This window comes from Paracoccus sp. NFXS7 (assembly GCF_040148865.1).
In the GTDB taxonomy this organism is placed as follows: domain Bacteria; phylum Pseudomonadota; class Alphaproteobacteria; order Rhodobacterales; family Rhodobacteraceae; genus Paracoccus; species Paracoccus marcusii.
This window is the reverse complement of record NZ_JAKEKV010000011.1, coordinates 22,171-48,724: the sequence shown is the minus strand read 5'-3', so window position 1 is coordinate 48,724 and position 26,554 is coordinate 22,171. Positions and strand designations below refer to the sequence as shown.

The 26,554-nt window shown below is 67.9% G+C and carries 21 protein-coding genes; 10 read left to right on the top strand and 11 right to left on the bottom strand.

What is annotated here, in order from left to right; all coding sequences use genetic code 11:
• Positions 1 to 71: 71 nt before the first annotated feature.
• The 5 genes from LZ686_RS16115 to LZ686_RS16095 all read left to right on the top strand — a co-directional run bounded on the left by LZ686_RS16115 (position 72) and on the right by LZ686_RS16095 (position 5,913).
• Positions 72 to 1,583 carry an ABC transporter ATP-binding protein gene (locus LZ686_RS16115; RefSeq protein WP_252926592.1) on the top strand — a complete coding sequence of 504 codons (1,512 nt, stop codon included), beginning with the start codon at positions 72 to 74 and terminating at the stop codon, positions 1,581 to 1,583.
• A complete protein-coding gene (locus tag LZ686_RS16110) occupies positions 1,580 to 2,656 on the top strand; it encodes an ABC transporter permease (protein WP_045981451.1) in 1,077 nt (358 codons plus the stop codon). The genes LZ686_RS16115 and LZ686_RS16110 overlap by 4 nt, the downstream gene beginning before the upstream one ends.
• Positions 2,653 to 3,540 (top strand): ABC transporter permease, encoded by an 888-nt coding sequence (locus LZ686_RS16105; RefSeq protein WP_045981450.1) that lies wholly within the window; start codon positions 2,653 to 2,655, stop codon positions 3,538 to 3,540. Before LZ686_RS16110 ends, LZ686_RS16105 begins: the two co-directional genes overlap by 4 nt.
• 31 nt (positions 3,541 to 3,571) lie before the next feature.
• Positions 3,572 to 4,648, top strand: a complete 1,077-nt coding sequence (locus tag LZ686_RS16100; protein WP_046001367.1) for a BMP family ABC transporter substrate-binding protein — start codon at positions 3,572 to 3,574, stop codon at positions 4,646 to 4,648.
• Between the two features lie 149 nt (positions 4,649 to 4,797).
• A complete protein-coding gene (locus tag LZ686_RS16095) occupies positions 4,798 to 5,913 on the top strand; it encodes a vWA domain-containing protein (protein ID WP_349548434.1) in 1,116 nt (371 codons plus the stop codon).
• Here the strand turns inward: LZ686_RS16095 and purU are convergent.
• From purU to LZ686_RS16080, 3 genes are all read right to left on the bottom strand, one after another.
• A complete protein-coding gene (gene purU, locus LZ686_RS16090) occupies positions 5,910 to 6,794 on the bottom strand; it encodes a formyltetrahydrofolate deformylase (RefSeq protein WP_349548433.1) in 885 nt (294 codons plus the stop codon). The genes LZ686_RS16095 and purU overlap by 4 nt on opposite strands.
• A gap of 116 nt (positions 6,795 to 6,910) precedes the next feature.
• Positions 6,911 to 8,077 (bottom strand): M20 aminoacylase family protein, encoded by a 1,167-nt coding sequence (locus LZ686_RS16085; protein ID WP_045981468.1) that lies wholly within the window; start codon positions 8,075 to 8,077, stop codon positions 6,911 to 6,913.
• Between the two features lie 90 nt (positions 8,078 to 8,167).
• Positions 8,168 to 10,000 (bottom strand): ABC transporter ATP-binding protein, encoded by a 1,833-nt coding sequence (locus LZ686_RS16080; RefSeq protein WP_045981446.1) that lies wholly within the window; start codon positions 9,998 to 10,000, stop codon positions 8,168 to 8,170.
• Positions 10,001 to 10,248: 248 nt separating this feature from the next.
• Between LZ686_RS16080 and LZ686_RS16075 the strand changes: the two genes are divergently transcribed.
• From LZ686_RS16075 to LZ686_RS16065, 3 genes are all read left to right on the top strand, one after another.
• Complete coding sequence (locus tag LZ686_RS16075; RefSeq protein ID WP_046001364.1) at positions 10,249 to 11,952, top strand: peptide ABC transporter substrate-binding protein; 1,704 nt, start codon at positions 10,249 to 10,251, stop codon at positions 11,950 to 11,952.
• Positions 11,953 to 12,068: 116 nt separating this feature from the next.
• Positions 12,069 to 13,076, top strand: coding sequence for an ABC transporter permease (locus LZ686_RS16070; RefSeq protein WP_045981444.1), 1,008 nt, complete (start codon positions 12,069 to 12,071; stop codon positions 13,074 to 13,076).
• Positions 13,069 to 14,049, top strand: coding sequence for an ABC transporter permease (locus tag LZ686_RS16065; protein WP_349548432.1), 981 nt, complete (start codon positions 13,069 to 13,071; stop codon positions 14,047 to 14,049). The genes LZ686_RS16070 and LZ686_RS16065 overlap by 8 nt, the downstream gene beginning before the upstream one ends.
• Positions 14,050 to 14,085: 36 nt before the next feature.
• Here LZ686_RS16065 and LZ686_RS16060 read toward each other — a convergent pair whose 3' ends face one another.
• From LZ686_RS16060 to LZ686_RS16045, 4 genes are read right to left on the bottom strand one after another with little or no spacing between them, the layout of a single operon-like run.
• On the bottom strand, positions 14,086 to 16,419 hold the full coding sequence (locus LZ686_RS16060; protein WP_349548431.1) for an aldehyde dehydrogenase family protein: 2,334 nt from the start codon (positions 16,417 to 16,419) through the stop codon (positions 14,086 to 14,088).
• A 7-nt stretch (positions 16,420 to 16,426) separates the two neighbouring features.
• Complete coding sequence (deoC, locus tag LZ686_RS16055) at positions 16,427 to 17,365, bottom strand: deoxyribose-phosphate aldolase (RefSeq protein WP_349548430.1); 939 nt, start codon at positions 17,363 to 17,365, stop codon at positions 16,427 to 16,429.
• On the bottom strand, positions 17,362 to 17,919 hold the full coding sequence (locus LZ686_RS16050; protein WP_046001470.1) for a DUF1523 family protein: 558 nt from the start codon (positions 17,917 to 17,919) through the stop codon (positions 17,362 to 17,364). The genes deoC and LZ686_RS16050 overlap by 4 nt, the downstream gene beginning before the upstream one ends.
• A gap of 8 nt (positions 17,920 to 17,927) precedes the next feature.
• Entirely contained in the window at positions 17,928 to 18,236 is a 309-nt protein-coding gene (locus LZ686_RS16045; RefSeq protein WP_052714614.1) for a hypothetical protein, read from the bottom strand.
• 105 nt (positions 18,237 to 18,341) lie between these two features.
• Between LZ686_RS16045 and LZ686_RS16040 the strand changes: the two genes are divergently transcribed.
• A complete protein-coding gene (locus tag LZ686_RS16040) occupies positions 18,342 to 19,274 on the top strand; it encodes a cation diffusion facilitator family transporter (RefSeq protein WP_349548429.1) in 933 nt (310 codons plus the stop codon).
• A 14-nt stretch (positions 19,275 to 19,288) separates the two neighbouring features.
• Complete coding sequence (locus LZ686_RS16035; RefSeq protein WP_349548428.1) at positions 19,289 to 20,101, top strand: EcsC family protein; 813 nt, start codon at positions 19,289 to 19,291, stop codon at positions 20,099 to 20,101.
• Here LZ686_RS16035 and LZ686_RS16030 read toward each other — a convergent pair.
• From LZ686_RS16030 to LZ686_RS16015, 4 genes are all read right to left on the bottom strand, one after another.
• Positions 20,065 to 22,425 carry a UvrD-helicase domain-containing protein gene (locus LZ686_RS16030; protein WP_349548451.1) on the bottom strand — a complete coding sequence of 787 codons (2,361 nt, stop codon included), beginning with the start codon at positions 22,423 to 22,425 and terminating at the stop codon, positions 20,065 to 20,067. The two genes, LZ686_RS16035 and LZ686_RS16030, sit on opposite strands and share 37 nt — an antisense overlap.
• Positions 22,426 to 22,562: 137 nt before the next feature.
• Positions 22,563 to 23,525, bottom strand: a complete 963-nt coding sequence (folE2, locus tag LZ686_RS16025; protein ID WP_349548427.1) for a GTP cyclohydrolase FolE2 — start codon at positions 23,523 to 23,525, stop codon at positions 22,563 to 22,565.
• Positions 23,526 to 23,621: 96 nt separating this feature from the next.
• Entirely contained in the window at positions 23,622 to 24,824 is a 1,203-nt protein-coding gene (gene metZ, locus LZ686_RS16020; RefSeq protein WP_349548426.1) for an O-succinylhomoserine sulfhydrylase, read from the bottom strand.
• A gap of 403 nt (positions 24,825 to 25,227) precedes the next feature.
• The gene (locus LZ686_RS16015) at positions 25,228 to 26,553 is read right to left on the bottom strand and encodes a sigma-54-dependent transcriptional regulator (RefSeq protein WP_045981437.1); all 1,326 of its coding nucleotides are present in this window, start codon (positions 26,551 to 26,553) and stop codon (positions 25,228 to 25,230) included.
• Position 26,554 lies beyond the last annotated feature (1 nt).

The window sequence follows — 26,554 nt, the reverse complement described above, 5'->3', positions numbered from 1 at the left end:
GCAATTGCGCGGCTGCCGAATTGCGGTCTAAGCAGGTCAGGAATTTGACCAAGGGGACAGAATTGACCGACATGCCCGTGTTCCGCGCCAGGGGTCTGGGCAAGTCCTATCCCGGCGTCCGCGCCAATGACGACGTGTCGTTCCACGTCATGCCCGGAGAGATTCACGCCCTGCTGGGCGAGAACGGCGCGGGCAAGTCGACGCTGGTCAAGATGATCTATGGGCTGGTGCGCCCCGATGACGGGCAGATGTGGCTGGGCGACGGCGCCCATGCGCCCTCCGATCCGCGGGCGGCGCGGGCGGCGGGCGTGGCGATGGTGTTCCAGCATTTCAGCCTGTTCGACGCGCTGACGGTCGCCGAGAACATCGCCCTGGGGATGGAGAACCCGCCGCCGCGGCGCGAACTGTCGGCGCGCATCACCAAGGTCAGCCATGATTTCGGCCTGCCGCTGAACCCCGCGCGGCGCATCGTCACCCTGTCGGCCGGCGAACGCCAGCGGGTCGAGATCATCCGCTGCCTGCTGCAGAACCCGCGCCTGTTGATCATGGACGAACCGACCAGCGTGCTGACCCCGCAGGAGGCCGAATTGCTGTTCGCGACCCTGCGCAAGCTGGCGGCGCAAGGCACCGCGATCCTGTACATCAGCCACAAGCTGGACGAGATCCGCAGCCATTGCGACCGCGCCACGATCCTGCGGCACGGCAAGGTCGTCGACAGCTGCGATCCCCGCGCCCATTCCGCCCGCGACCTGGCCGCGATGATGGTCGGCGGCCAGATGCGCCAGATCGACCGCAGCGGTCGCCAGCCCGGCGCCGTCCTGCTGGAGGTGCGCGCCCTGTCCCAGCCCGCCCCCAATGCCGAGGGCACCGCGCTGAAGGACATCGCCCTGACCCTGCGGGCCGGAGAGATCCTGGGCATCGGCGGCGTCGCCGGCAACGGCCAGGAGGAGCTGTTGGCCGCCCTGTCGGGCGAGGTCCGCAGCGCGCCCGGCACGGTTACGCTGGAGGGCGCGGACCTGTCAGCAGCCGGCCCCGAACCGCGCCGCGTCAAGGGCCTGCTAAGCGCGCCCGAGGACCGGCTGGGCCATGCCGCCGTCCCCGATTTCAGCCTGACCGAGAACACGCTGCTGACCGCGGGCAGCCGCAAGTCCCTGGTCCGCGGCGGGCTGATCGACCACAAGGCGGCGCGCGACTATGCGCTGGCGGTGATCGACGGGTTCGACGTCCGCACCCCCGGCCCCCATGTCGCGGCCCGCGCCCTGTCCGGCGGCAACCTGCAGAAATTCGTCATCGGCCGAGAGGTCATGCAGAACCCGCGCGTGCTGGTCGTGAACCAGCCCACCTGGGGCGTCGACGCGGGGGCGGCAGCCGCCGTGCGGCAATCGCTGCTGGACCTGGCCCGCCAGGGCGCGGGCGTCATCGTCATCTCTCAGGATCTGGATGAGCTTTTGGAACTGTCCGACCGTTTCTGCGCCCTGAACGAAGGCCGCCTGTCGCCCCCCGTCCCCACCGACGGCCTGACGCTGGACCGCATCGGTCTGATGCTGGGCGGTGCACATGGCATGGAAGAGGCGCATCTATGATCACGCTGATCCCGCGCCAAAGTGCCTCGACCGGCTGGCAGGTCGCGACGCCGGTCATGGCCGTGCTGGCCACGATGATCGCCGGCGGGCTGCTGTTCGCGATGCTGGGGCATGACCCGGTCGCGGCGATCCGCACGATCTTCTGGGACCCGCTGTTCGGCCCTGCCGCCGGCTATTCCCGGCCGCAGCTGCTGATCAAGGCCGCGCCGCTGATCCTGATCGCCTCGGGGCTGGCCATCGGCTTTCGCGCCGGCATCTGGAACATCGGGGCCGAGGGGCAGTACATCATCGGCGGCATCACCGGCGCCGCTGTCGCCTTGGCGCTGTATCCGCTGGAGGCCTGGTGGCTGTTCCCGCTGATGGTCGCGGCCGGACTGGCCGGGGGCTGGGCCTGGGGCATGATCCCCGCGATGCTCAGGAACTGGTTCGGCGCATCGGAAATCCTAGTATCGCTGATGCTGGTCTATGTCGCGCAGCGGATCGCGGCATGGATGGCCTTCGGCCCGATGCGCAACCCGCAGGGCATGGGCTTTCCCGGATCGCGCAACCTGCAGCAATACCCCTCGGCCGCGAACCCCGAGCTGATCGCCGGGACCGGCGCGCATTGGGGCGTCGTGGCCGCCGCCGCCGCGGTCCTGGCCACATGGTTCCTGATGAGCCGCCACATCCGCGGGTTCCACATCCGCGCCGCCGGCACCGCGCCGCGCGCCGCGCGGTTCGCGGGCGTGCGGCCGCAGACGCTGGTCGCGTTCTGCCTGGGCCTGTCGGGCGCGCTGGCCGGTGGCGCGGGCCTGTTCGAGGTCGCGGGCCCCGCGGGCCAGATCACCGACAAGCTGGGCGTCGGATACGGGTTCACCGCGATCATCGTGGCGTTCCTGGGGCGGCTGCACCCGGTGGGCATCCTGCTGGCGGGACTGCTGCTGGCGCTGACCTATATCGGGGGCGAACTGGCTCAGCTGACCATGTCGCTGCCCGCCGCGACCGTGCAGGTGTTCCAGGGGATGCTGCTGTTCTTCCTGTTGGGCTTCGACGTCCTGACCCGCTATCAGATCCGCAGAAGGCGCACCGCATGATCGACCCCCTGTCCGTCTTTCTGCTGCTGATCTCGGCCTCGACCCCGATCCTGTTCGCCGCCCTGGGCGAACTGGTCGTGGAACGCGCGGGCGTCCTGAACCTGGGGGTCGAGGGGATGATGATCACCGGCGCGCTGGCCGGTTTTGCCGCCGCCTATGCCAGCGGCAATCCGTTTCTGGGGTTTCTGGTCGCGGCCGTGGCCGGGGCGGCCATATCACTGCTGTTCGCGGCGCTGACGCAGCTGTTCCTGGCCAACCAGGTCGCATCGGGCCTGGCGCTGACCCTGTTCGGCCTGGGCCTGGCCGCGATGTTCGGCAAGCCGTTCGAGGGGGTCAAGGCACCGCCCATGCCGATCGGGCCGCTGCGCATCAACTGGATCGTGTGGCTGGGGCTGGCGATGGTGCCGGTCGTCTGGTGGTTCCTGAACCGCACCCGGCGCGGCCTGGTCCTGCGCGGCGTCGGAGAGAACCACGAGGCCGCCCACGCCCTGGGCTATGACGTGCGCCTGACCCGTCTGGCGGCCATCGCCTTTGGCGGCGCGATGGCGGGGATCGGCGGGGCATTCATATCGATCGCGACGGTCCTGCAATGGACCGAGGGGATGACCGCCGGGGCGGGCTGGATCGCGCTGGCGATCGTGGTCTTCTCGAACTGGACGGCGGCGGGGGTCCTGGCGGGGGCCTGGCTTTTCGGCGGCGTTACCGTGCTGCAGCTGCGCCTGCAGGCGGCGGGCGTGCAGGTGCCGGTGCAGCTGCTGTCGATGGCGCCCTATCTGGCGACCATCATCGTGCTGGTGGCCATCTCGGCCCGGCAGAAATACTCGCGGCGCGCGGGGGCGGCTGCCCCCGGCTCGCTTGGGACCAACTTCCACGCGCTGCGGTAGAACCGCGGCCATACCAACCAAGAGGGATACCATGAACCGCAGACATCTTCTGGCCACGGCCGCCGCCCTGATGACCGCGATGGCCGCCCCGGCCATGGCCCAGGACGAGCCGCTGAAGGTCGGCTTCATCTATGTGGGCCCCGTGGGTGACGGCGGCTGGACCTATCAGCACGACCTGGCCCGCCAGGCCGTCGAGGCCGAGTTCGGCGACCGCGTCGAGACCACCTTCATCGAGAGCGTGCCGGAAGGCGCCGACGCCGAACGCGCCCTGACCCAGCTGGCCCTGGCCGGGAACGAGCTGATCTTCGCGACCAGCTTCGGCTTCATGGACCCGGTGATGAACGTTGCGGCCAAGTTTCCCGACATCAAGTTCGAACATGCCACCGGCTACAAGACCGCCGAGAACGTCGCGACCTATGACGCGCGCTTCTACGAGGGTCGGGCGGTCATCGGCACCATCGCGGGCCGCATGACGGAATCGAACAAGATCGGCTATATCGGGTCCTTCCCGATCCCCGAGGTGATCCAGGGCATCAACTCCAGCTTCATCCATGCCCGCAAGGTGAACCCGGACGTGGAGATGCGCGTCGTCTGGGCCTACAGCTGGTTCGACCCCGCCAAGGAGGCCGAGGCCGCGTCGGCGCTGTTGGCCGAGGGCGTGGACGTGATCCTGCAGCACACCGATTCGACCGCGCCCCTGGCCCAGGCCCAGCAGGCCGGCGCCATCGGCTTCGGTCAGGCCAGCGACATGGCGGCGTTCAAGCCCAGCCCGCGGGTGGCCTCGATCATCGATGAATGGTCGCCCTATTACATCAAGCGCGTCGGCGCGGTGCTGGACGGCACCTGGGAAAGCGGATCCAGCTGGGCGGGCATCGGTGACGGAGAGGTCGTGATCGGAGAGATCACCGACGCCGTCCCCGCCGAGGTCAAGGCAGAGGCCGAGGCCCTGCGCGACGCCATCGGCGCGGGCGAATACCACCCCTTCACCGGGCCGCTGAACAAGGCCGACGGCACCGTCTGGCTGGCCGAGGGAGAGACCGCCAGCGACGCGGACCTGCAGTCGATGAACTTCTACGTCGAGGGCATCACCGCCCAGATCCCGCAGTAAGCGGCCCTGACCGACACCCTGCGCGCCCCGGTCCGAAAAGGCCGGGGCGTTCGTCGTTCCGGCGACATCCCGCGCAGGCCTGGCCGCGATGATGACATCCGGCCGCGACCCCGGCGATACTGTGCGCAACCGATACCGGAGGCCGCCTGATGCGCCTGCTTGCCCTGACCGCCCTGACCGCCCTGCTGCTGTCCACCGCCCCTGCCCTGGCGCAAGACGCCGACGCGCTGCTGGCACGCTTCCTGCAGGACCGGGGCGAGGATATCGACGCCTGCTTCACCGACATGCCACAGATGCGCGACGACCAGCGCGATGCCGATTTCCGGGGTGCGACGGACGCCCCGGTGCCCCTGCGGCGGCTGGTGGTGGCCTTCGACGCATCCGGGTCGATGGCGGGTGCGCTTGGCAGCGACACCAAGATGGCGGCGGCACGGCAGGCGGTCAATGCCCTGCTGGACGACCTGCCTGATGACGTGACCGCCAGCCTGGTGGCCTTTGGCCATCGGGGCACGAACGATGATGCCGGTCGCGCCGAAAGCTGTGCGGGAGTCGAGACCCTGGTGCCCGCCACCGACGATACCACGGCGCTGAAGGCCGCGGCGCAGGCGCTGGAACCGGCGGGCTGGACGCCCTTGGCGGATGCGCTGGCCGCCGCCGGGGCGCAGCTGGCGCCGTCAGACGCGGTGGGCGAACAGGTCGTCTATGTCGTGTCGGACGGAGAGGAGACCTGCGGCGGCGATCCCGTGGAACAGGCGCGCGCCCTGCATGACGGCGACATCCGCGCCGTCGTCAACATCCTGGGCCTGGACCTGCCCGCCGACGAACGCGCCCAGCTGGAGGCCGTGGCCCAGGCTGGGGGCGGCCTGTTCACCCCCATCACCACGCAAAACGAGCTGGCGCGCGAGATCGAGGAAAGGCGTCGCTGGAACGCCAACAGCTTCGAGATGCTGAGAACCAACAACCAGGCGTCGATGACCCAGCTGCGCAATTCCAACGCCGCCGGAGGTGCGCTGCTGCGGCTGAACAACTGCGTCGGCGGTCGTTCGCTGCGCGAGAGCAACCGGGTGCGTGCCTGGTCACGCGACCAGGATCTGACCCCCGACCAGCAGGCCGCGCTGCGCGCCGCGCTGACGGCCGCGCATGACGCCCATGACGCCCGCGCGGCAAAAATCCGCAGCACGCTTGAGGCCGCGCGCGACAGTGCAAACCAGGCCGTCCAGGATCAACGCGACGCCGATGCGGCCGAGTTCGAGGCGGTGCGTTAACCCATCCGCTCGCTGGCATAGCTGCCGGGCGACGGCGGGAAGACCACCGTCTTGGCCGCGTTCAGGAAGACCCGGCCGTGGATATGGGCATGGACCGCGCGGGCCAGCACCTGCGCCTCGACGTCGCGTCCAAGGGAGACATAGTCGCCGGGGGACTGGGCATGGGTCACGCGGACCGTATCCTGTTCGATGATCGGGCCTTCGTCCAGGTCGGCGGTGACATAATGGCTGGTCGCGCCGATCAGCTTGACGCCCCGCTCATAGGCCTGCTTGTAGGGGTTCGCCCCCTTGAAGCTGGGCAGGAAGGAATGGTGGATGTTGATGATCCGCCCCGACATCTGCTGGCACATCCGGTCCGACAGCACCTGCATATAGCGCGCCAGCACGACCAGTTCGGCCCCGGTCTGGTCGATGATCTCCATCTGGCGGGCCTCGGCCTCGGCCTTGTTCTCGGGCGTGACGCGGATCATGTGGAAGGGGATGTCGTGGTTCACGACGACCTTCTGGTATTCGTGGTGGTTCGACACGACGCCCACGATCTCGATCGGCAGGGCACCGATGCGCCAGCGGTACAGAAGGTCGTTCAGGCAGTGCCCGAACCGGCTGACCATGATCAGCACCTTCTTCTTGACGGCATCGTCGGTGACCTCGACCTCCATGCCGAACCGCGTGGCGATGGGCGCGAACATCGCGCGCAGGCTCTCCAACGTCGCGGCCCCTTCGGAGCGGAAGCTGACCCGCATGAAGAACCGACCCGTCTCGACGTCGTCGAACTGGGCGCTGTCGGTGATGTTGCAGTGCGCATCCGCCAGCGCGCCGGAAATCGCCGCGACGATGCCGCGGGTCGAGGCGCAGGTCACGCGCAGGGTGAAGGTCTTCATATGGGGTCCCCGTTTTGCCGATGGCGCGAACGCCACCGGCATTTCAACGCATTGCCCGCGAAGGGCAATCACGTTTGCGACGGCGGGGGGCCGCCCGCGACATCAGGCGGCCCGGATCAGGCCGCCGGCAGCCGCGCCTCGACCATGCCCGCATACCAGCTGGAGCCCGCCGGGATCGCGTCGTCGTTGAAGTTGTAGGCCGGGTGATGGACCATCGCCGTGTCGCCGTTGCCGACCCAGATATAGGCGCCCGGACGTTCGTTCAGCATATAGCTGAAATCCTCGCCGCCCATCATCGGCTGCATGTCCATGTTCACCCCGCCCGAGATGTCGCGCGCCACGTCGGCGGCCCATTCCGTCGCCTGCGGGTCGTTCATCGTGACCGGATAGCCACGCTGGTAATCGACATCGGCACGTGCGCCCATCGCGGCGGCGATGTTGGTGGCGACGCGCTTGATCCCCTCCTCCAGCTGGTCGCGGACCTCGGGGGCCAGGCTGCGGGCGGTGCCCTTCAGCTGCACGACCTGCGGGATCACGTTATGCGCCGTCGAATCCGTCGACACCACGCAGACCGAGATCACCGCGTTCTTCAGCGGGTCGATGTTGCGCGCCACGACCGACTGCAGCGCCACGACGATCTGGGCGGCGGTCAGGGTGGTGTCGATGCATTCATGGGGCTTTGCGGCATGGCCGCCCTTGCCGGTCACGGTGATGTCGAACTGATCGGCCGCCGCCATCATCGCGCCGGGCCGGATCGAGAACTGGCCCACCGGCATGCCGGGCATGTTGTGCATGCCGTAGAACTCGTCGATCTTCCAGCGGTCGACCAGCCCGTCCAAGACCATCGCCTCGCCCCCGGCACCGCCTTCTTCCGCGGGCTGGAAGATCACGATGGCGGTGCCGTCGAAATTGCGCGTCTCGGCCAGGTACTTGGCCGCACCCAGCAGCATGGCGGTGTGGCCGTCATGGCCGCAGGCATGCATCTTGCCCGGCGTCTTTGACGCGTATTCCACGCCCGTCTGCTCGATGATCGGCAGCGCGTCCATGTCGGCGCGCAGGCCCACGACGCGGCCCTTGCTGTCGGTCCGGCCCTTGATGACGCCGACGACGCCGGTGCGGCCCACACCCTCGGTGACCTCGTCACAGCCGAATTCGCGCAGCAGGTCGGCCACGCGGCCCGCGGTGCGGTGGACGTCGTACAGCAGTTCGGGATGTTCGTGGAAATCGCGGCGCCAGGCGGTGATTTCGGGCAGCAGTTCGGCAAAGCGGTTCTTGACGGGCATGGTTGTCTCCTTCGGGCGCAGGGTGGCGATTTCCTGCACGATCTGCAAGAGGGGCCAGGGGCACCCCGCCACGCCCTGCCCGAAAAATGATCAGCCGTGGGTAACCGGATCGACCAGCACGCGGTGCCCCGGCGCGACCTCTCGGTAGACGGACGGCTTGGCCACATAATCGACCGGGTGCATGGGCGACGGGATGGGCTTGAAGCTCAGATCCTCGCTGATCTTCTTCTGGCGCGGGTCGGCCACGGGCACCGCCGACATCAGCTGGCGGGTATAGCTGTGCTGGGGGTTCTCGAAGACCTGCCGGCGGGTGCCCAGTTCGACGATGCGGCCCAGATACATCACGCCCACATGGTGGCTGACGCGTTCGACGACGGCCATGTCATGGCTGATGAACAGCATCGATATGCCCAGGTCCTGCTGCAGCTCCATCAGCAGGTTCAGCACCTGCGCCTGGACCGACACGTCCAGCGCCGACACGGCCTCGTCCGCGATGATCAGCTTGGGGTTCAGCGCCAGGGCGCGGGCAATGGCGATGCGCTGGCGCTGGCCGCCCGACATCTCGTGCGGATAGCGCCGCATGAAGCTGCGCGGCAGTTCAACCCGGTCGAACAGGGCCGCGATGCGGTCCTGGCGTTCGGACTTGCTGCCGATGCCATAGTTCTCCATCGGTTCTGCGACCTGGTCGTAGAGCTTCATGTGCGGGTCCAGGCTGGCGAACGGGTCCTGAAAGATCATCTGCATGTCGCGGCGCGACTTGCGCAGCGCGTTCGCCGACAGGCCGATGATGTCGGTGCCACCCAGGTCGACCGTGCCCGATTCGGGCTCAACCAGGCGCAGGATCGACCGCCCGCAGGTGGACTTGCCGCAGCCGGATTCCCCCACCAGCGACAGCGTCTCGCCGGCGTTGATGGTAAAGCTGACATCCTCGACCGCGTGCACGCGCGCGACGGTGCGGCGCAGCAGGCCGCCCTTGACCTTGAACCGCGTGGTCAGGTTCTTGACCGTCAGCAGCGGCGTGGGGTTGGCCACGACGATGGGTTCGGGGGCGCCGGTCGATCCGTCGCTCATCAGGCGCAGGCGTTCGGGGGCGGCCTTGCCGGTCATCTCGCCCAGGCGCGGGACGGCGGCCAGCAGCATCTTGGTGTAATCCCGCTGAGGATTCTCGAAGATCTGCTCGACCGGGCCTTCCTCGACCTTCTCGCCGCGATACATGACCACCACGCGGTCGGCCATCTGGGCGACCACGGCCATGTCATGGGTGATGAAAAGGACGGCAATCTGCTTTTCCCGCTTCAGCCGGTCGATCAGCGCCAGGATCTCCGCCTGGATCGTCACGTCCAGCGCTGTCGTGGGCTCGTCGCAGATCAGCAGGCGCGGCTCGCAGGCCATGGCGATGGCGATCACGACGCGCTGGCGCATGCCGCCCGACAGTTCGTGCGGATACTGGTCCAGCCGGCGTTCGGGTTCGGGAATGCGGACCTGGCGCAGGATCTCCAGCGCGCGGGCGCGGGCCTCGGCCTTCTTCAGGCCGCGATGGGTGATCAACCCCTCGACCAGCTGGTCGCCGACGGTGAAGACCGGGTTCAGCGCGGTCATCGGCTCCTGGAAGATCATGCCGATCTGGTTGCCGCGAATGTCGCGCATCGCGGCGCTGTTCTGGCGGGCCAGGTCGACGACCTTGCCGTCATCCTGTTCGAACATCAGCTGGCCGCCCGCGATGGTGCCCCCGCCGAATTCCACCAGCCGCATCAGCGACAGCGAGCTGACCGATTTCCCCGACCCGGATTCGCCCACCACGCAGACGCATTCGCCCGGCTTGATGTTGAAGCTGACATCCTTGACGCCGACCACGACCCCATCGTTGGTTTCGAATTCGACCCGCAGTTTCTCAATGGAAACAAGAGGTTTGTCGTCAAGCATCTGGGGCCCCCGGGAAAGATCAAGCCAGCAGGCTAGCCATTGCCCGGGGAAAGTCAAAGCCCAAACGCATGTGCGATGGGTCTTGCCTTTCGCAGAGGCTTCGTTCGATGATGCGCGCATTCCGCAGGGACGATGACAACACGAACAACCACCCGGACAATCGGGGACGCGACAAGACGATCAGCCCCCGAATGGCTGAAGGTGGCGTGGAACCCCCCGCGGGCCGCAACACCCAACAGGAGAGTGTAATGAAACTGAGAACCGGTCTGATGGGCGCCGCCGCCACGCTGGCGATGGCCCCTGCCGCTTTCGCGGAACGCGGCAGCGACGGCCAGCTGAACATCATCATGTGGCAGGCCCCGACCCTGATGCACCCCTATCTGTCGGGCGGCACCAAAGAGGTCATCGCCGGCAGCCTGGTCCTGGAACCGCTGGCGGGCTACGACACCGAAGGCCAGATCTATGCGCGCCTGGTGACCGAGATCCCGTCGCTGGAGAACGGCGGCATCGCCGAGGACCTGACCTCGGTCACCTGGAAGCTGCGCGACGACGTGAAATGGTCGGACGGCACGCCGCTGACCGCCGATGACGTCGTCTTCACCGCCGAATACTGCATGGACCCCGAGGGCGGCTGCGCGCAGCTGGCCAAGTTCGAGGGCATCACCGCGGTCGAGGCGGTCGATCCGCAGACCGTCAAGGTCACCTTCGATTCGCCGCGCGCCGACCCGTTCTCGGCCTTTGTCGGATCGCAGTCGCCGATCCTGCAGAAGGCCCAGTTCGAGGCCTGCAAGGGCGTGAACGCGCCGACCTGCACCGACCAGAACTTTGGCCCGATCGGCACCGGCCCGTTCCGCGTCACCCAGTTCCTGACCAACGACACGATCAGCCTGGAAGCGAACCCGGAATACCGCGACGCGGCCAAGCCCGCCTTCGCGACCGTGCTGGTCAAGGGTGGCGGCGATGCGGCCGGCGCCGCGCGGTCGGTCATGGAGACGGGCGAGTTCGACTATGCCTGGAACACCCAGCTGGCCCCAGACGTCATCGCCGGCATGGAGGCCGCGGGCCGCGGCAAGGTCTCGGCTGCCTTCGGCACGCTGGTGGAACGCATCCACGTCAACCTGACCGACCCGTCGTCGTCGCTGCCCGAGGGCGAGCGTTCGACCGCGGCGCATCCGCATCCGTTCCTGTCGGACCCGGCGGTGCGCAAGGCGCTGTCCATGGCCATCGACCGCGCCCTGCTGGTCGAGATCGGCTATGGCACGTCGGGCCAGCCGACCTGCAACTATGTCCCCGCCCCCGAGGCCTGGGCGTCCGACAACACCGAATGCCTGACCCAGGACATCGCCGGTGCGAACGCCCTGCTGGACGAGGCAGGCTGGACGATGGGCGGCAACGGCGTGCGTGAGAAGGACGGCGTGCAGCTGAACATGGTCTTCCAGACCTCGGTTAACGCGGTCCGCCAGGACTTCCAGGCGCTGATCAAGCAGTGGTGGTCGGAAATCGGCGTCCAGACCGAACTGAAGACGGTCGACGCGTCGGTGTTCTTCGGCTCGGATGCGGGCTCGCCCGACACGCTGCAGAAGTTCTATGCCGACGTCGAGATGTATGCCGACAACTTCGACGGCAACAACCCGGCGCCCTACCTGTCCAAGTGGACCTGCGACAAGGCGCCCTCGCCCGCCAACCAGTGGCAGGGCGAGAACATCAGCCGCTTCTGCGACCCGGAATACGACCGCATGGTCGACGAGATCGAAGGCATCGTCGATGCCGACGAACGCGCCGCCATGGGCCGGACGATGAACGACATGCTGACCAAGGACAGCAACGCGATCATCCCGCTGGTCTATCGCGGCACGGCCTCGGCGCATTCGAACACGCTTGGCGGCGTGCAGCTGAACGCCTGGGACAGCGAGATCTGGAACGTCGCGGACTGGACCCGCGTCGAACAGTAATGCATCCTGCCGCCCTGGCCCTGCGCCGGGGCGGCGCCCCTCTCTCAGGGGCCCGCGGGCGCGCGGGACCGTGACGGGGGGACACAGATGCCCAGAAACCACCGGATCGAGGCACCATGCTGAGTTTCACCATCCGCCGGCTGCTGCTGGCCATTCCGACATTGCTGTTCATCTCGCTGGTGATCTTCCTGCTGCTGGAAGCCTCGCCCGGCGATCCCTTGGGCGACGTGCCCCTGACCGTGCCCCCGGAGGTCCGCGAACGCATGCGTGCGGCCCTGGGCCTGGGCGAGCCCTGGCCGGTCCGCTACCTGCTGTGGCTGAAGCAGTTCTTCTGGGTAGAGCCGCTGTACTGGACCGACCAGTGGTTCGGCACGAACTTCAGCGACGGCGCCCAGCGCATCATAAGCTTCCAGTCGCGCAGCCCCGTCTTCGACGTGATCGCCCAGCGCGTGCCGCAGACCCTGACCGTGGTCGGCATGTCCTATCTGGTGGGCATCCTGATCGCGATCCCCATCGGGATCATCTCGGCCTACAAGCAGTACAGCTGGTTCGACCAGATCGGCACCTTCGTGTCGATGATCGGGTTCTCGATGCCCACCTTCTTCACCGGCGTCGTGCTGATCATCATTTTCGCGGTGAACCTGCAGTGGTTCCCGTCGGTCTATGACACCACGCTGCAGGTCGACGACTGGGCCAGCTTCAAGCAGCAGGCCCGCCAGATGGTGATGCCCGTGACGGTGCTGGCGCTTTACAACGCGGCGCAGATCAGCCGCTTCATGCGCTCGTCCATGCTGGACAACCTGGGCCAGGACTATGTCCGCACCGCCCGCGCCAAGGGCCTGTCCGAACGTGTCGTCGTGTTGAAGCACGTCTTGCGCAACAGCCTGATCCCGGTCGTGACCGTGATCGCGCTTGGCCTGCCGGCGGTCTTCGGCGGCGCCATCATCACCGAACAGGTGTTCAAGGTGAACGGGCTGGGACAGCTGCTGATCACCTCGATCCACGGCAACGACATCCCGATGGTCCTGACGCTGACCTTCATCTTTGCCATCCTGATCGTCGTCTTCACCCTGATCGCAGACATCCTCTATGGGGTGCTGGACCCGAGGATCCGCTATGACTGACCCCAAATCCCCCGACGACCTGCGCGCCGCCGCAGGCAACGCCGCCGTCCCCGCCGCCGCCAGCCCCCCGGTCGTGCCCCCCCAGGGCGCGGTCGAGACCCGCAGCCAGTGGTCCGACGTCTGGCGCCAGTTCCGCAGCCACCGCGGCGCGATGGTGGCGCTGGTGCTGTTCGTGGCGATCATCCTGTTCGTGTCCGTCGGACCGCTGATCTGGACGATCGACCCGACCTATGTGGACATCCGCGCCCGCAACTCGGGCTTCTCCGCGTCCCATCCCCTGGGCACCGACCAGCTGGGCCGCGACCTGCTGGCGCGCCTGATGGCGGGCGGCCAGGTGTCCATCGCCGTCGGCCTGACCGCAATGATCATCGCGATCTTCCTGGGCAGCCTGATCGGCGTGATGTCGGGCTATTTCCGCCGGCTGGACGCACCGCTGATGCGCCTGACAGAGCTGTTCCTGGCGCTGCCGCTGCTGCCCCTGCTGCTGCTGATGGTGACGCTGTTCCGCGAGCCGCTGTCGCAGACCTTCGGCCCGGCGCTTGGCATCTTCTTCCTGATCGTGACGGCCATCGGCGCGACCAGCTGGATGCAGGCCGCCCGCATCGTGCGCGGCGAGGTGCTGGGCCTGAAGGAACGCGAGTTCATCCTGGCCGCGCGGTCCATCGGCACGCCGTCGCACCGGATGATCACGCGCCACATCCTGCCCAACGTGCTGTCGCCGATCATGGTGGCCGCGACCCTGGGCATTGCCACCGCGATCATCACCGAAAGCGCGCTGTCCTTCTTGGGCTTGGGCTTTCCGCCCGACTTCCCGACCTGGGGACGGCTGCTGTTCGATGCCGTGGACCAGATGGTGCTGTATCCGTGGCGGGTGATTTTCCCCGGCCTGCTGATCTCGCTGACGGTGCTGTGCGTGAACTATATCGGCGACGGGCTGCGCGATGCCATGGACCCCCGCATCCGGGGGCGCTGACGGAAAAGGGGGGCCAAGCGGCCCCCCTTCTTCGTTTCAATAGGCCGCGCTGCCGCTGCCCGCAGGCAGGGCGCCATAGGGCAGCCAGATCGTCTTGGACCGCGTGGCGTGATGCAGGAACGCCTCGCCCTGCGCGTGAACACCGGTCCAGTCGCGGGCGGGCACGGCCCAGACCGGCTTCAGGTTCCCCGCCGCCGCCCGGTCCACCGCCGCCAGACCTGCCGCAGGTCCCGCGTGCCAGAAGCCCGCGACCTCCTCATGGGCGGCCAAGGGCACGGCCAGATCGGCGGTGACCCCGGTCACGATGTTGACCACACCACCCGGCAGGTCGGACGTGTCGAACACCTGATAGAGGTCCGTCACCGCCAGCGGATCGTCCTGCGCGGGGATCGCCACGACCGCGTTGCCCATGGCGATGGCGGGCAGCACCAGCGACAGGAACCCCGCCAGCGGCTGCGCATTCGGGCAGGCAATGCCGATGACGCCCATCGGTTCGGGGATCACGTTGACCAGATGGCCCGGCTTGGCCTGCACGGTCGCGCCGTCGAACTTGTCGGCCCAGGCCGCATAGTGGAAGGCGCGGGCGATGGCGGCATCGACCTCGGCCCGGCTGGTGCGGGCGGCGAATTCCGCGGCCCGCGCCGACAGGTTCTCGGCGATGTAATAAAGGACCTGCGCGCGGGCATGGCCGCCCGCCGCCGCCCATTTCCCCGCCTTGGTCGCGGCCTCGACGGCGTTCCGGATATCCTTGCGGCTGCCCAAGGGGGCCAGCCCGCCTGGCACCGCATACATCGCGCCGCCATCGGGCCGCTTCTGCGCGCCGCCGCAATAGAGCTTGGCCGTGCGGTCGATGCCCTGCTGCGGCGCGGCCCCGTCCGTCACCGCGACGGCGGTCTTGGGCGCGACCTCGCGCGCTGGTTTCACCGCAGGCTCGGCCAGATAGTCGCGCATCCCCGCGGCCCCGCCCTCGCGGCCATAACCGCTTTCGCGATAACCGCCGAAGGGGGCCGCGGCGTCGAACATGTTGGCGCCGTTGATCCAGATCACCCCGGCCTTGATCCGCGCGGCGATGTCGGTGGCGACCGTCGCGCTTTCCGACCAGACCGATCCGGCCAGGCCATAGCGGGTGTTGTTGGCCAGCTCGACCGCCTCATCCGCGGTGCGGAAGGTCGACAGCGTGGCGATGGGGCCGAAAATCTCCTGCTCCATGCCGGGATTGGCGGGGGCGATGTTCTTCAGATAGCCGGGTGCGATGAAGCAGCCCTCCTGCGCCTGCCCGCCGACCAGCTCCGCCCCGGCATCGGTCGCCGCACGGCAGATCGACAGAATGCGGTCCTTTTGTACCGGATCGACGATGGCGCCGATATCGGTGGACTTGTCCAGCGGTGCGCCCACGCGCAGCCGCGCCATGCGGGCCGACAGCAGCGTTTCGAACCGCGCGGCCACGGATTCCGCCACCATGATGCGCGACCCCGCGCAGCAGACCTGGCCCTGGTTGAACCAGATGCTGTCCACCACGCCCTCGACGGCGGCGTCCAGATCGGCGTCTTCCATCACCACGAAAGGGGACTTGCCGCCCAGCTCCAGCGTCAGCTTGCGCCCGGTCCCGGCCAGGGCGGTGGCGATGCCGCGCCCGACCTCGGTCGAGCCGGTGAAAGCGATCTTATCGACCTCGGCCGCGACCAGCGCCGCGCCCGTTGCCCCGTCGCCGGTCACGATGTTCACGACGCCCGCGGGCAGGCGGACCTCCTGGCAGATCTCGGCGAAGGCCAGGGCGGTCAGGGGGGTGTATTCGGCAGGCTTCAGGACGACCGTGTTGCCCGCGGCCAGCGCCGGCGCGACCTTCCAGGCCAGCATCAGCAGCGGAAAGTTCCACGGGATGATTTGCCCGCAGACGCCCAAGGGGGCATGGCCCGGAAACCGCGTGTCGCGCAGTTCCGCCCAGCCCGCATGGTGATAGAAATGCCGCGCGACCAGCGGCACGTCGATGTCGCGCGCCTCGCGGATCGGCTTGCCGTTGTCCAGCGTCTCCAGGACCGACAGGAAGCGCTCGCGCTTTTGCACATGCCGGGCCAGCGCATAGAGGTGCCGCGCCCGTTCGGTGCCGGGCAGCGCGGCCCAGCCCTTCTGCGCGCGGCGCGCGGCCTTGACCGCCGTCGCGACGTCGTCCGCCGTTCCCTGCGTCACGCGGGCCAGAACCTCGCCGGTGGCGGGGTCGCGGGTCTCGAACGTCTCGCCCGGCTTGGTGAAGCTGCCGTTGATGAAATGGCCGAACGTCCCGCGCTGGGCCAGCCAGTCGCGGGCCGCGGACGCATCCTCGGTCGAGGGGCCGTATTCCATCGTCTGCATGATCTCGCTCACTTTGGTCATCGGATCCTCAGGCAATCGCTTGGCGGTGGGCGGCGGCGTAGCGGCCCGTCACATGGTGGCTGATCTGGCGCTCGATATCGCCCAGCAGGCTGGAGGCGCCGATGCGGAACAGGTCCGGGGCCAGCCAGTCGCGGCCCAGCTCCTCGTTCATCAGCACCTGCCAGCTGATCGCGTCCTTGGCGGTGCGCAGGCCCCCCGCGGGCTTGAAGCCCACCTTGATGCCGGTGCGGGCATGGAAATCGCGGATCGTGCGGACCATGACCAGGCTGACCGGCAGGGTCGCGTTCACGCCCTCCTTGCCGGTCGAGGTCTTGATCCAGTCAGACCCGGCCTGCATCGCCACATGGCTGGCCTTGGCGACATTCTCCAGCGACTTCAGATCGCCGGTGGCCAGGATCGCCTTCATCCGCGCGGCCCCGCAGGCCTCGCGCATGGCGCGCAATTCGTCATACAGCGCCGCCCAGTTGCCCTGCAGCACGTGGGCGCGGGTGATGACGATGTCGATCTCATCGGCGCCCTGATCCACGGCATAGCGGATCTCGGCCAGGCGCAGGTCCAGGGGCATCAGGCCTGCGGGAAAACCCGTCGCCACGCTGGCCACCGGAATGCCGCTGTTGCCCAGGGCGCGTTTGGCGGGCGCGACCATCGTCGGATAGACGCAGACCGCGCCGGTGGTCAGGCCGGTCACGCCCACGGCCTCCAGCAGATCGGCGGCGATCGGCTGGCGCGCCTTGGCACACAGACGGGCAACCCGGTCGGGCGTGTCATCGCCCGCCAGCGTGGTCAGGTCGATGCAGCGCACCGCGTTCAAAAGCCACGCGGCCTGGTGATCCTTCTTCAGGCTGCGGCGTGCGGGCAATGTCGCCGCACGGCGTTCGACGGCGGGGGTGTTGATGCGGATGCCCTCGAACCAGTCGGGGTGCAGGTCGGTTCCGGGGTTGGTCATGCCGGTCTCCTTGCGCTGCGCTGACGGAACTGCGCCCACATGCGCCAGACCAGCGTCAGCAATGCCAGCAGCACGCCACAGACGATCAGCGCGGCCCAGTTGGTCGGGCGGTCGTCGGGGCCCGCCACGGTGTTGATGGAAATCGCATTGGGATAGGTCGACATCCACGGCAGACGCCAGCCATAGGCGGTCACGCTGACCCAGATCGGATCACGCGCCGAGGACTGCAGGTTCGTGGCCTCTGCCTGCAGGTTCGCGCTGTCGTACTTGAAATAGGGCGGCCAGACCCAGCCCGTATCCTCGTTGCGATAGACGAAGACGCGCCCGCCGGGCCGCACCGCGTCGATGAAGCGCACGTCGCGCTGGCCCTGGGCGTTCTCGACCGTGCCGGTGCTGTCAGACGCCCAGAAGATCGCGGCCGAGGGCGGGATCTCCGTCAGGCGGTTGTAGGTGTTGCTGATCCGCAGCGTGTTCTGGGACGGCAGGGTGTAATCCAGCAGGCCAAAGACCAGGATGCCGAACAGGACGCCTGCGACGACGCGCACATAATACATGGCAGCTCCTATTGCCAGTTGACCAGGATGACGATGACCACGACGGCCAGCGTGGGCAGCACGAAGACCAGGCCGGCCAGCCGCGCCCGCAGGGTCCGGTTGAACCCGACCATCGCCTTGGCGATGAACGCGCGCCGTGCGGCGGTGTTCCCTGCCTGGTCGGGATGGCGGGCATCCCACCGGTTCTCAAGCCGTTCGACCTGTCCGGACCGGATATGCATGCGCAGCAGCACATAGAACACCACCTGCGCCGCCAGCACGAACAGCCACAGCCGGATCACCGCCACCGCAAAGCCCCCGTCATCATTGGCGACCACGTTAGCACGCCCCGCGCGGCAGGGGCCAGATGTCGCGTCGCGTCACGGCGGCGCAGCGTGCAACCCTTTGAACGCGTGCGGCGTTCGGCGGCCGAAAGGACCCCCATGACCCGCCCGATGTCCGAACAAGCCGTCCTGCGCCTGTCGATCGCCATGACCTTCGTCGTGGCGGCGGTGGGGATCGGTTTCGGCGTGGCGTCGGGGTCGGCGTCGATCATCTTCGACGGCATCTATTCGCTGACGGATGCGGTGATGACGTCGGTCGCGCTGCTGGTGTCGTCGCTGATCACCCAACGCCTGTCGGAACGCCGCCAGGCCCGGCTGGTCCAGCGGTTCACGATGGGCTTCTGGCACCTGGAGCCGATGGTCCTGGGCCTGAACGGCATCCTGCTGTCGGGGGCCGCGGTCTATGCGCTGGTCACCGCGGTGGGCAGCCTGCTGGCCGGGGGGCGCGAACTCGATTTCGGGCGGGCCATCGTCTATGCGGTCGTCGTGGTGATCGTAGCGGTGGGCATGGCGATCCACAACCGTCACGCCAACCTGTCGATCCGGTCCAACTTCGTGGCGCTGGACGTGCAGGGCTGGACCATCTCGGCGGCGCTGACGGGGGCGCTGCTGGCGGCCTTCGTGTTCGGCTGGGCGATCCAGGGGACGGCGCTGGACCACCTGTCGCCCTATGTCGACCCGGCGGTGCTGGCGCTGGTCTGCGTGATCGTGATCCCGCTGCCGGTGCCCACCATCCGCCGGGCGCTGGCAGACATCCTGCTGATCACGCCGCCGGACATGATGGCGCAGGTCGACCGCGTGGCCCGCGACGTGGTGGCCCGGCACGGATTCCTGGACTACCGCGCCTATGTCGCCCGCGTCGGCCGTGGCCGCCAGATAGAGCTGTACTTCATCGTCCCCCAGGGCCAGCCCCCCCGCCCGCTGGAAGAATGGGACGCCATCCGCGACCAGATCGGCGACGCCATCGGCGGCGACATCACGAACCGCTGGCTGACCATCGCTTTTACCACCGACCCCGAATGGGCCGACTGACCAGGAGCATCACCATGACCTCGACCGCGCTGACCGATCCGACCGCCGACCTGCAGGCCGAACTGGACCGCCTGGCCGCCCGCCAGCTGGCCGGGCGCGGCCTGCTGATGCGCGGGGTCGAGGCGGTGGGCCGCCTGACCGAAGGTGCCGCCACCACCGTTCTGGGCCTGTCGCCCGTGTCGCTGGAAAAGGTCATGGAAAGCGCCTTCCGCCAGCTCTACGACCTGTCCGCGCGCGGCGACGGCATCAGCGTCGTGCGCGATGCGCCGCTGGTCGCGAACCGGGCTGCGGCGGTGATGTCGGGGGCCACGGGCGGCTGGTTCGGTCTGGCCGGGATCGTGCCCGACCTGGTCGCCTCGACGACCGTCATCTTCAATTCCATCCAGAAGGTCGCGCGAAAGCACGGGTTCGACACCACCGACCCGCAGGTGCGGCTGGAATGCCTGGCGGTGTTCCAGTACGGCGAACCCGGTCAGGACGGCGATGCCGCCGCGCAATCGTTTCTGGCGAACCGCCTGCTGACCAACGGCCAGACCGTGTCGACGCTGATCACGCGGTTCGCCGGCCAGTTCGCGACCCGCCTGACGACCAAGCTGGGCGCACAGGCGGTGCCGGTGCTGGGCGCCGCCACGGGGGCGGCGATCAACTATGCCTTCCTGGACTATTACGAACGGGTGGCCGACATTCATTTCCGCCTGCTGCGGCTGGCGCAGGACCATCCGGGCACCGATGTGGACGCGGCCTATGCGCAGGCGTTGACCCGCGCCGGACAGCCCCGCCTGACCCGCCGTCAGAAGGGGACGTCGTCGCCCCCGCCCGCCGGCTGAACATAGGCCGCCTTGATGTTCTTGAACCCCGCCTCGAACTGGACGGTCAGCGTGTCCTCGGCGATGCCCATCACCTGACCCTCGCCGAACTTGGCGTGGGTCACGCGGTCGCCCACCGTGAACCGCGACGCGGGCGCCGCGTTGATCGTGACCGGCACGCGATGCACCGGCTGGCCGCGATCCGCCGCCCGCGCCTGCATCCGCTTCCACCCCGGAGAGGCATAGACATCGGCCTTGGCCACCCGTTCGTCCATCCGCGTGCCGCCCGCCATCGCCGCACCATAGCCGCCGCCATACAGGCCCGGCGGGGTCAGCACCTCGACATGCTCCTCGGGCAGCTCGTCGATGAAGCGTGACGGCAGGGCGCTCTGCCACTGGCCGTACAGGCGCCGGTTGCCCGCGAAGGTGATCGTGGCCAGCCGTTCGGCCCGCGTGATGCCGACATATGCCAGCCGCCGCTCCTCCTCCAGGCCCTTGGTGCCCTGCTCGTCCATGGCGCGCTGGTTGGGGAACAGGCCGTCCTCCCATCCGGGCAGAAAGACGACCGGAAACTCCAGCCCCTTGGCGCCGTGCAGGGTCATGATGCTGACCTGTTCGTCGTCGTCGGCATTGTCGCGGTCCATGACCAGCGACACGTGCTCCAGGAACCCCTGCAGGTTCTCGAACTCCTCCAGCGCCTTGACCAGTTCCTTGAGGTTGTCCAGACGCCCCGGCGCGTCGGGCGACTTGTCGTTCTGCCACATCGCGGTATAGCCCGATTCGTCCAGCACCCGCTCGGCCAGCTCCACATGGCCGACACCGTCGCGCACCGCCATATGCGACCGCCCGATCAGGCCTACGAAATCGCGCAGGTTGGCCAGCCCCTTGCCGCCCAGCTGCTTGTCCTCGACCACGATCCGCGCGCCCTCCAGCAGGTTCACGCCGTTCTGGCGCGCCGCATGCTGGACCGTCTGCAGCGCCTTGTCGCCAAGGCCCCGCTTGGGCGTGTTCACGATCCGCTCGAAGGCCAGATCGTCGTCCGGGCTGACGACCAGCCGGAAATAGGCCATCGCGTCGCGGATTTCCTGCCGCTCATAGAACCGCGGGCCGCCGATCACCCGATAGGGCAGGCCGATGGTCATGAACCGGTCCTCGAAGGCCCGCATCTGGTGCGACGCGCGCACAAGGATCGCCATGTCGTTCAGGCTTACGCGGCCCAGGGCCTGTCGATGGCCGCCCTGGAACGCCTCGATCTCCTCGCCGATCCAGCGGGCCTCGGCCTCGCTGTCCCAATGCCCGATCAGGCGCACCGGTTCGCCCGGTTCGGCATCCGTCCACAGCGTCTTGCCCAACCGCCCCTGGTTTGCCGCGATCAGGCCGGACGCGGCCGCCAGGATCTGCGGGGTGGACCGGTAATTCTGCTCCAGCCGGATCACCTCGGCGCCCGGAAAGTCCTTCTCGAAACGCAGGATGTTGCCCACCTCGGCCCCGCGCCAGCCATAGATCGACTGGTCGTCGTCGCCCACGCAGCAGATGTTGCGATGCGCCTGCGCCAACAGCCGCAGCCACATGTACTGCGCGACGTTGGTGTCCTGATACTCGTCCACCAGGATATAGCGGAACCGGTCCTGCCATTGGCGCAGCACGTCTGGATGCGCCTGGAACAGCGTCACGCAATGCATCAGCAGGTCGCCGAAATCGACCGCGTTCAGCGTCAGCAGCCGGTCCTGATAGGCCGCGTACAGCTTGCCGCCATGCCCGTCAAACGCCTCACCCTCGCCCCGGGGCAGGTTGCCGGGCATGATGCAGCGGTTCTTCCACCCGTCGACCAGATGCGCCAGCTGCCGTGCGGGCCAACGCTTCTCGTCGATGTTCTCGGCCGCGATCAGCTGCTTCAGCAGGCGGATCTGGTCGTCCGTGTCCAGAATGGTGAAACTGGGCTTCAGGTGCAGGTTGCCGTGCCCGATCAGCTCGGCATGGCGGCGCAGAATCTTGACGCTGATGCTGTGGAAGGTGCCCAGCCAGGGCATCCCCTCGACCGCATCGCCCAGCAGGCGGCCGATCCGGTCCTTCATCTCGCGCGCGGCCTTGTTGGTGAAGGTCACGGCCAGCAACTGCCCGGGCCGCGCCTTGCCCAGCATCAGCAGATGCGCGATCCGTGTGGTCAGCGCGCGGGTCTTGCCGGTGCCCGCCCCGGCCAGCATCAGGACAGGCCCGTCCAGCGCCTCGACCGCAGCACGCTGTGCGGCGTTCAGCCCGTCCAGATACGGCGCGGGCCGCGCGGCCATCGCGCGCTGCGACAGCGGCACCGCCGCCAGATCATCGGAATCGTCGAAATGCTCCATCCCGCCAACATAGGCATCGCCGCGCGCCAAGGAAAGCCCGACGTTCGCCCTATGTTCTCATCCGTGCCGAAATGGTGCGCCCCATCAGCAGGGGGTCCGGGGGGCGCGCAGCTCCCCCGGCCACCGCGGGACGCAGATCAGGCGCGCAACCCCGCAAAAGTCGCGGGGTCCAGCGATGCTTGGGCAAAGGTCGGCCCGCTGGTCAGCAGGCTGACTGCATCATGCGAATGCAGCGATTCCTGGTGGCTTGCCACGACACGAAAATCGCCCACCCGCGGATCGGCGATCAGCTGGCCGGCAAAGGCCCGCACCGCATCCTCGACAAAGATCGGGTTTGCCGCGTTCAGTTCGGCAAAGGCCTGCTCGTCCTCGCGCTTGACCATGACCTGTGTCTCGGTCGGCACCGCGGCGCGGCACAGCGCGATGACATCCTCGAACCAGATCCGCTCGGGGCCGTCCATCACCAGCGATATCCGCGCGACCGACCGCTGCGAATGCGGGGTGGCCAGCCGCCCGCGCGTCTGTCGGGCATGCTCGGACAGTTCCAGCGAACAGGGACAGGTCGACGAATAGACGTAATCGACATGCATGACCCGCAACCGCGTGCCGGCCACGTCGATCACCTCCAGCGCGATGTCGTAATACTGCCAGCCCGACAGGCCCGACCGCAGGCTGTCCACCCGCACCGGATACGAAAACCGCATCTGGATCCGCGCATTCAGCGCGTCCAGGTCGGTCTTGTAATCGTCCAGCGCCGCCTCCAGCACCGACAGGCTGAACGCATGATCGGCATGGCCATAGAACGACCGCATGATCCGGGACATGTTGATGCCCTTGCGATCGGCCTCCAGACTGACGGTGCCGGTCACGCTGGTCTCCAGCGTGATCTCTCCGCCGTCGCGCACCAGATAGCGGATCGGCAGCCGAAAGTTCGAGATGCCCACATGCTGGATCGCGGTGCGCGCGCCCACGATCAGGCTGGCAGGCCCGTTCTGCAGGTCCGGCAGGCTGTCCTTGTAGGCTGGGTCCACGCGGAACTCCGCGTCATAGCTGCGCGCCAGCGCGGGATAGGCGGGGGTCAGGGGGCGGATCTCGGTCATGGTGCCTCCGGCGTGATCGCCACAGATATAGGGGGCGGCACAACAAATGTCAGCCCGCCCCAGCAGATGCGCCACGCCACGATGACGCAGCCCGGCTCAGCCCTGCAGCGCGTCCATCAGATCGGCGGTCAGGTCGCGCGCGTCCTCCAACCCCACCGACAGGCGCAACAGGCTAGGCGTGATGCCAAGGCGCGCCTTGTCCTCGTCGGTCAGGCGCGAATGGGTGGTGGTGGCCGGATGGGTCACGATGGATTTCGCATCGCCCAGGTTGTTCGAGATCGCGATGATCCGCAGACGATCCAGCGCGGCGAAGGCCGCCTCCTTGCCGCCCGCCAGTTCCATCGCGATCATCGTGCCGCCCGACCCCATCTGCCGCATGGCCAGGTCGTGCTGCGGATGATCGGCCAGGCCCGGATAGATCACGCGGCTCAGCGCCGGATGGCCGTGCAGCGCGGCGGCGATGCCCGCGGCGGCCTCGGCCTGGGCGCGCACGCGCAGGTCCATGGTCTGAAGCCCGTTCAGCATGATCCAGGAATGGAACGGGCTGATCGCCCCGCCGGTATGCTTCAGATAGGGCTCGGCCACCTCGCGCACGAACTGGCGCGTGCCGCAGATCACCCCGGCCAGCGCCCGCCCGCCGCCATCGATATGCTTGGTCGCGGAATAGACGACCACATCGGCCCCCTGCTCGACCGCGCGGGAAAAGACCGGCGTCGCAAACACGTTGTCGACCACCACCGTCGCGCCCGCCGCATGGGCAAGGTCCGCGACGGCGCGGATGTCGATCACCTCCAGCGTGGGGTTCGACACGCTCTCGAAGAACACCGCCCGCGTGCCGGGCGTGATCGCCTCGGCCCATTGGTCCAGATCGGTGCCGTCGACATAGCTGACCTTGACCCCGAACCGCACCAGCAGGTCCAGCACGTACAGGCAGGACCCGAACAGCGCACGCGCCGCGACGACGTGATCGCCCGGCTTGCACATCGCGAACATCGCGCCGTTGACGGCGGCCATGCCGCTGGCGGTGGCAAAGGCGTCCTCGGTCCCCTCCAGCGCGGCGATGCGGTCCTCGAACATGCGGCTGGTGGGGTTGCCGTAGCGGGCATAGATGAACTCGTCCGGGCCGGTGCCCTGGAACCGCGCCTCGGCCGAGGCGGCGTCGGGATAGACGAAGCCCTGGGTCAGGAAGATCGCCTCGGCCATCTCGCCATACTGGCTGCGCCGGGTGCCGTGATGGACGGCCTGGGTCCGGGGATGGGGGGTGCGGGGGGTGAACTTGTCGTCGGACGAAACGCTCATGCGGGCTGCCTTTCCGTGGTCCCCTGCGGCGTAATCCTCACAGGCATCTTTCGCAAGTCCCGCAACCCGGGACGCGCCGAACTGTCGCCTAGCCGACAAATTGCAGGAAATGCAGATAAACGGTTAGTTTACAGGGGGATGCTTGATCTTCCTGTCCAAATGGACAGTTGGAAACCGACGGGTCGCAAGCTATGGTTGAACTACGGTCGGGTGATGTTCACCCAAAACCGGTACGGGGCTTTCGCCCCGCTTTCACCAGTGTCCCGCAGGTGCGGGGTCGTGTCACAAGTTTCCTGAAGACGGTTCCTGCGGTCCAGTGTGTTGCTGTGACCATCACGTGTTTATTCGGACGGCGGGACCCGGACAGTTGGGGGCGGCAGGTCGCGCCGCCCCCAATGGTCCCTCACAGATAGTCGCCGCGCTGCAGGCCGTACTTGGCCATCTTCTCGTTCAGCGTCCGGCGCGGCAGGCACAGTTCGTCCATCACCCCGGAAATGCTGCCCTTGTGGCGGCGCATGGTGTTGTCGATCAGCATCTTCTCGAAGCTTTCGACATATTCCTTCAGCGGCTTGCCCTCGGTGGTGGTGGCCTGCTGGTTGTCCTCGCCATCCGCCATCAGCAGCGATGCGATCGACCCCGACCCGCGGCGGTTCTGCAAGACCGCGCGTTCGGCCACGTTGATCAGCTGCCGGATGTTGCCCGGCCAGGGCGCCTGCAGCAGCTGGGCGGCCTCCTGCGCGCTGACCTGGGGCGGCTCGCAGCCGTATTCCTCGCTGAACTGCTCGGTCATGCGGGTGAACAGCGCCAGGATGTCCTCGCCCCGCGCACGCAGCGGCGGCAGGGTGATCTTCAGCGCCGACAAGCGATAGAACAGGTCGGGACGCAGCGAATCCTCGGCCTTGCGGCCCTCGCCACGGGCGTTGCTGATCGCGATGATGCGCGTCTCGGCAGGTGTGCCCTGCTCGCTGATGAACGCCAGCAGGCGGGCCTGCAGCGCCTCGGACAGGGCCTCGACATCCTCCAGGCACAGCGTGCCGGCGCGGGCCTCCTCGACGGCGGGCAACCCGTCCTCGATGGGCCCGAACAGGCGCGACGCCAAGGCCTCGTCGTTATAGGCCGCGCAGCTGACCGGCACGAACTTCTTGGACGCGCGCGGCCCAACCGCGTGCAGGGCATGCGCCACCAGCGTCTTGCCGGTGCCGGTCTCGCCGTCGATCAGCACATGGCCGTCGGCCTGGCCCAGGTCCAGGATATCCTCGCGCAGGCGCTCCATCACCGGGCTGGCGCCGATCAGCTTGGACATGACCTGCTGACCCTCCGACAGGTCGCGGCGCAGGGCGCGGTTGTCCAGGGTCATGCGCCGCGCCTGCGTGGCCTTCTTGGCCAGCTGCGTCATGCGGTCCGGGTTGAACGGCTTTTCCATGAAATCCATCGCGCCAAGGCGCATCGCCTCGACCGCCATGGGCACGTCGCCATGGCCGGTGATCATGATGACGGGCAGGTTCGAATCCAGGCCCATCAGGCGTTTCAGAAAGGCCATGCCGTCCATGCCGGGCATGCGGATGTCGCTGACGACGATGCCGGGCCAGTCGGACCCGATGACCTTCAGCGCGTCTTCCGCGCTGGCAAAGGTCTCGGTCTCGAAGCCCGACAGGACCAGCCACTGGCTGATCGATTCGCGCATGTCGGGTTCGTCATCCACGATGGCGATCTTCAGCTTGCGGGACATT

Excerpts from the sequence above, each read along its gene's own strand:
- LZ686_RS16115 (WP_252926592.1), top strand. The coding sequence starts at position 72 with ATGCCCGTGTTCCGCGCCAGGGGTCTGGGCAAGTCCTATCCCGGCGTC.
- LZ686_RS16110 (WP_045981451.1), top strand. The coding sequence starts at position 1,580 with ATGATCACGCTGATCCCGCGCCAAAGTGCCTCGACCGGCTGGCAGGTC.
- LZ686_RS16105 (WP_045981450.1), top strand. The coding sequence starts at position 2,653 with ATGATCGACCCCCTGTCCGTCTTTCTGCTGCTGATCTCGGCCTCGACC.
- LZ686_RS16100 (WP_046001367.1), top strand. The coding sequence starts at position 3,572 with ATGAACCGCAGACATCTTCTGGCCACGGCCGCCGCCCTGATGACCGCG.
- LZ686_RS16095 (WP_349548434.1), top strand. The coding sequence starts at position 4,798 with ATGCGCCTGCTTGCCCTGACCGCCCTGACCGCCCTGCTGCTGTCCACC.
- purU (WP_349548433.1), bottom strand. The coding sequence starts at position 6,794 with ATGAAGACCTTCACCCTGCGCGTGACCTGCGCCTCGACCCGCGGCATC.
- LZ686_RS16085 (WP_045981468.1), bottom strand. The coding sequence starts at position 8,077 with ATGCCCGTCAAGAACCGCTTTGCCGAACTGCTGCCCGAAATCACCGCC.
- LZ686_RS16080 (WP_045981446.1), bottom strand. The coding sequence starts at position 10,000 with ATGCTTGACGACAAACCTCTTGTTTCCATTGAGAAACTGCGGGTCGAA.
- LZ686_RS16075 (WP_046001364.1), top strand. The coding sequence starts at position 10,249 with ATGAAACTGAGAACCGGTCTGATGGGCGCCGCCGCCACGCTGGCGATG.
- LZ686_RS16070 (WP_045981444.1), top strand. The coding sequence starts at position 12,069 with ATGCTGAGTTTCACCATCCGCCGGCTGCTGCTGGCCATTCCGACATTG.
- LZ686_RS16065 (WP_349548432.1), top strand. The coding sequence starts at position 13,069 with ATGACTGACCCCAAATCCCCCGACGACCTGCGCGCCGCCGCAGGCAAC.
- LZ686_RS16060 (WP_349548431.1), bottom strand. The coding sequence starts at position 16,419 with ATGACCAAAGTGAGCGAGATCATGCAGACGATGGAATACGGCCCCTCG.
- deoC (WP_349548430.1), bottom strand. The coding sequence starts at position 17,365 with ATGACCAACCCCGGAACCGACCTGCACCCCGACTGGTTCGAGGGCATC.
- LZ686_RS16050 (WP_046001470.1), bottom strand. The coding sequence starts at position 17,919 with ATGTATTATGTGCGCGTCGTCGCAGGCGTCCTGTTCGGCATCCTGGTC.
- LZ686_RS16040 (WP_349548429.1), top strand. The coding sequence starts at position 18,342 with ATGACCCGCCCGATGTCCGAACAAGCCGTCCTGCGCCTGTCGATCGCC.
- LZ686_RS16035 (WP_349548428.1), top strand. The coding sequence starts at position 19,289 with ATGACCTCGACCGCGCTGACCGATCCGACCGCCGACCTGCAGGCCGAA.
- LZ686_RS16030 (WP_349548451.1), bottom strand. The coding sequence starts at position 22,425 with ATGGAGCATTTCGACGATTCCGATGATCTGGCGGCGGTGCCGCTGTCG.
- folE2 (WP_349548427.1), bottom strand. The coding sequence starts at position 23,525 with ATGACCGAGATCCGCCCCCTGACCCCCGCCTATCCCGCGCTGGCGCGC.
- metZ (WP_349548426.1), bottom strand. The coding sequence starts at position 24,824 with ATGAGCGTTTCGTCCGACGACAAGTTCACCCCCCGCACCCCCCATCCC.
- LZ686_RS16015 (WP_045981437.1), bottom strand. The coding sequence starts at position 26,553 with ATGTCCCGCAAGCTGAAGATCGCCATCGTGGATGACGAACCCGACATG.